We start from the raw sequence: 3972 nt of genomic DNA, 5'->3' as shown, positions 1-3972 counted from the left end.
AACCCGCTACGGGGGAGACTTACCCGAAATCTGATTTATTCAACAAAGCCACGCAACGAGTGAAAGACCTTCCTCTCTGTTTCCTTCTCGCCTAAAGCCTTTCTCTTTGCTCTGGTGAATTGCTGTGTATGCCATGTAGAGCGCTTACCATCAGCCCTGTCTGTTAACGCTGCATGTCTGAAAAGAAACTTATCCGTATGGTTTTGAATCAGCGTGTCAATAAGTCCGTTAATTGAAGGATGAATGGGAACCAATCGGGCAGCATTCTTTGTTTTGCCTTTTGAGATGCGTAAACACCTTACGTTTTCCTCTGTCACAATATCATCAGTGGTGAGGCTACAAATTTCATTCAATCTCATCCCTGAATAAAGGCCGATTAAGGTTACCTGTTTCATCTCATCATTGAGTAACTCAAAGACCTTGCTTAACTCAGAAATAAGGAAAGGCTCATAGCTATCATGTGAACTTTTGGCCTCTAACCTATGCCCTCTGAAAGGATTATCTTTAGGCGCATCGTGATAGCGATTCTTTGCAAAATCGAATAGTTGAGCCAGTGCGCTTATATAGTTTTGTAGCGTTTGAGTTGCTTTCTCTTTTTTCAGTTGGTCAAGCCATCCGGTTACTGCCGTTCGGTTAATATCCTGAAGCTGTGAATCACGTTGCTTAATGTGAGAAAGAATTAACTCAACGGCTTTAGTTATCTTTGAAAGCGTTGTTAGTTTGCGTTTATCGCTATATTGCAGCAAATAAAGGTCACGTATTTGTATCAGTGTAGGACAGCGCTCAATATTAGCCCCGTAATTCACTGGTGATTCCTTTGCAAAGTTGCTGATACCACGTAGTTCATTGATTATCTGCTCAACCTTTGAGCCGTTTTGTTTTGGCTTAAGCTGTTCCCTTAGCTTGATGAACTCTACCGCTACAGCATCCCTGAAAAGCCTTGCTTGCCTGATATCTTTGGTGGCTGTTGATTTCATGTAGTAGCGCTTACCGTTGAAGTAAGGCTTCATGTAGGAAGGTATAACGATTCGCACCATGTAAACCCCGCAATGGTCGAGAATCAGATATCTGTCACGCTTGTAAGTCATGTAAACCCCTGATATTTTGTCGGGGCAGTTTCAGGGTTGATATATACCTTTTGTTGCTGGTGAAAAGTCTAATTAACTAAGTTTAATCAATCAGTTAGCTAGGCTTTGTAGATAATTCATTAGAGTCTGCGAAGGTCGTAGGTTCGACTCCTATTATCGGCACCATTCAAACATCTTCTAACGTCTACTAAAGTTCACTCAAACCCCTTATACTCTGTATTGTGTCGCTCCTGATAGTATTTTTACGTCTACTGACATACCCCAAAATCTACATGCTTCTGGGGGTACATTCGGGGGTATGTGCTGTTAGGTCTTGTGGAGATACCCCCAATGAAGCTCAACGCCCGCCAGGTTGATACCGCTAAACCAAAAGATAAACCCTATAAACTTGCTGATGGTGGTGGGCTTTATCTTCTGGTTAACCCAAATGGCGCACGATACTGGCGGCTTAAGTATCGTGTAGCAGGCAAAGAAAAGCTGCTGGCTCTGGGAGTATATCCAGATGTTACCCTTGCTGATGCGCGAGCTAAACGTGATGAGGCAAAAAGGGGTATCGCTGGGGGTATCGATCCCAACGAAGCGAAACGGGAAGAAAAGATAGCTCGAGAGGCAAATGTCAGGAATACGTTTCAGGAAATTGCCTGTGAATGGCACTCCAGCAAACTATACAAATGGTCTGAGGGGTACGCCTCAGACATTATGGAGGCATTCAATAAAGATGTTTTTCCGTATATTGGTAAAAAACCAATCGCGGAAATCAAGCCGCTCGAATTGCTTAATGTGCTTCGCCGAATGGAGGGGCGAGGGGCAACGGAGAAGGCTAAGAAGGTTAGGCAGCGCTGCGGTGAAGTCTTCCGCTATGCCATTGTTACCGGCCGGGCAGAATACAACCCAGCGCCAGATCTCACTAGCGCTATGCAGGGGCATGAATCCAAGCACTATCCTTTCCTGAATACGTCTGAGCTACCGACGTTCTTTGAGGCTCTTTCTGGGTATTCCGGCAGTATGCTGGTGGTATTGGCAGCACGTTTGCTAATCATTACCGGTTTAAGAACTGGCGAACTGCGTGGGGCTATGTGGCAGGAAATCGATGCTGATGCTGCGGTGTGGGAAATCCCAGCAGAGCGAATGAAGATGCGCCGCCCACACATCGTGCCATTGTCATTACAGGCCCAAGCCATAATCATGCGTATCCGGGAAATGACAGGCCGCTATCCCTATATATTCCCTGGGCGTAATGATCCGCGTAAAACCATGAGTGAAGCCAGCATTAACCAGGTTTTTAAACGCATCGGGTATGCCGGGAGAGTGACAGGCCACGGTTTCCGCCACACCATGAGTACCATTCTCCACGAACAGGGCTATAACACCGCATGGATTGAAACGCAGCTCGCCCACGTCGATAAAAACTCTATTCGAGGCACATACAACCACGCTCAATATCTCGATGGCCGCCGGGAAATGCTTCAATGGTATGCCGACTATATGGATGCGCTGGAACACCATGAAAACGTGGTTCACGGGCGTTTTGGTAAATCCTTATGACTGGATGAATAGACAGTGATAGTTAATGCGGGTAGACTTCTGTAGACGAACAAAGAATAGGCTATGTCTAGGCTGATCCCCGAAAACCCGTACACCTCTGCGGGCTGGCATAGCCGCCAAAATCAGGGGGCGCGAGGTGGCGATATGGCATTACCAAAGAGGGAATATTATACCCTTCAACAAGCCGCTAAAAAATCAGGTTGTGAAGTTGAAGACCTTCTGCACTATGCAGCAATTGGCGTATTACAACTCTGCGTACATTATGAGGAGAGCAAAAAATCAGATAGCGCTTGTTATTTTTATGCCTCTCTATCTGATGATTTATTAGATGAGTTAAATGACAATCCAGAAGGTTTTACTATGCATTATTCCTCTAAATATAATCTTATATCTATGGACTCTAATGCTTATTTCTTCACTGCCGAGGATGATCAGCCATGCTGGGCCGATAATGTTAAGGGATGGTTTGCTATCCCACATACCGAACTAACATTACCTGCGTTCGAGAACTCCAAAAAAGCTGAGATTTTTCAACTTATACATCCGCGAAATAACTTGAATAAAAATACCGAGGGGTGGGGGTTTTCAACGGAAGGATTTGATGTGAGTGGTCCTTGTTTTTATGAGGCGAAGACATTCTCATCAGACGATTTTGTTATAATGGCGGATGAGTTGGATATTCTAATCAATGGTGGGATGAAGATTGATCTCTTTGGCCTAGCTGATGAATCTGCCCGGATTAAAAATGTCGTAACGGAAAGTGTTGGAAATAAAACATTAACGTCGATGGCTAAACTGATTAAATCATTGCTTTATCTTTGTTATAAAGATGAAGATGTTATAAACAACCCCCGAAAGCACTTTGATAACAGTCAAAGTGAAATCAATAAGGATTTTGATACGCTCGGGCTTAAACTTCCATCAGGAAAAACCATCGACAAATGGCTACGAGGCGTCGATCTCGATAAGAAATGAAAAGTGGAATATTCCAGGAGTGTGTTGGAATATTCCGAAGTCGTGATATCTACAAAGGTAACCTTCACCCGTTGTCTATCAGCGTCTAACAAGGGCGCATTAGTTAAACTGGGGGTTACATGTCACAACCGTCTCTAATTCGTTTTCATGAAGTACAAAAGCGTACTGGCTATAGTAAGGCGTGGTTATATCGCCTTATGAGCGAGAAACGTTTCCCCGCAGCAATTAAAATTGGTTCCCGCTCTATCGCTTTTATTGAAAGTGAAATTGACGAATGGATTAATCAGCGCATCACTGAGTCACGTGGCGAGGTGGCGTAATGGAAAAGAAAAACCGCCCCGTACAGCAGGCGGCTAACTCAGAT

4 protein-coding genes are annotated in these 3972 nt (G+C 44.4%); 3 read left to right on the top strand and 1 reads right to left on the bottom strand.

Annotated features, from left to right (window positions below):
* Positions 1-35: 35 nt before the first annotated feature.
* On the bottom strand, positions 36-1088 hold the full coding sequence (locus tag HX884_RS25535; protein WP_256737196.1) for a tyrosine-type recombinase/integrase: 1053 nt from the start codon (positions 1086-1088) through the stop codon (positions 36-38).
* A 330-nt stretch (positions 1089-1418) separates the two neighbouring features.
* Here HX884_RS25535 and HX884_RS25530 point away from each other — a divergent pair, with 330 nt between their 5' ends.
* The 3 genes from HX884_RS25530 to HX884_RS25520 all read left to right on the top strand — a co-directional run bounded on the left by HX884_RS25530 (position 1419) and on the right by HX884_RS25520 (position 3928).
* The gene (locus tag HX884_RS25530) at positions 1419-2633 is read left to right on the top strand and encodes an integrase arm-type DNA-binding domain-containing protein (RefSeq protein WP_033144708.1); all 1215 of its coding nucleotides are present in this window, start codon (positions 1419-1421) and stop codon (positions 2631-2633) included.
* A gap of 63 nt (positions 2634-2696) precedes the next feature.
* Positions 2697-3608 (top strand): hypothetical protein, encoded by a 912-nt coding sequence (locus tag HX884_RS25525; RefSeq protein ID WP_071993571.1) that lies wholly within the window; start codon positions 2697-2699, stop codon positions 3606-3608.
* Between the two features lie 119 nt (positions 3609-3727).
* Positions 3728-3928, top strand: a complete 201-nt coding sequence (locus HX884_RS25520; protein ID WP_033144711.1) for an AlpA family transcriptional regulator — start codon at positions 3728-3730, stop codon at positions 3926-3928.
* Positions 3929-3972 lie beyond the last annotated feature (44 nt).

The sequence above is a fragment of the Enterobacter sp. SECR19-1250 genome, assembly GCF_013391025.1.
Taxonomy (GTDB): Bacteria; Pseudomonadota; Gammaproteobacteria; order Enterobacterales; family Enterobacteriaceae; genus Enterobacter; species Enterobacter cloacae.
Note: the sequence above shows the minus strand (reverse complement) of the source record. Positions and strands in the feature narration are given on the sequence as shown.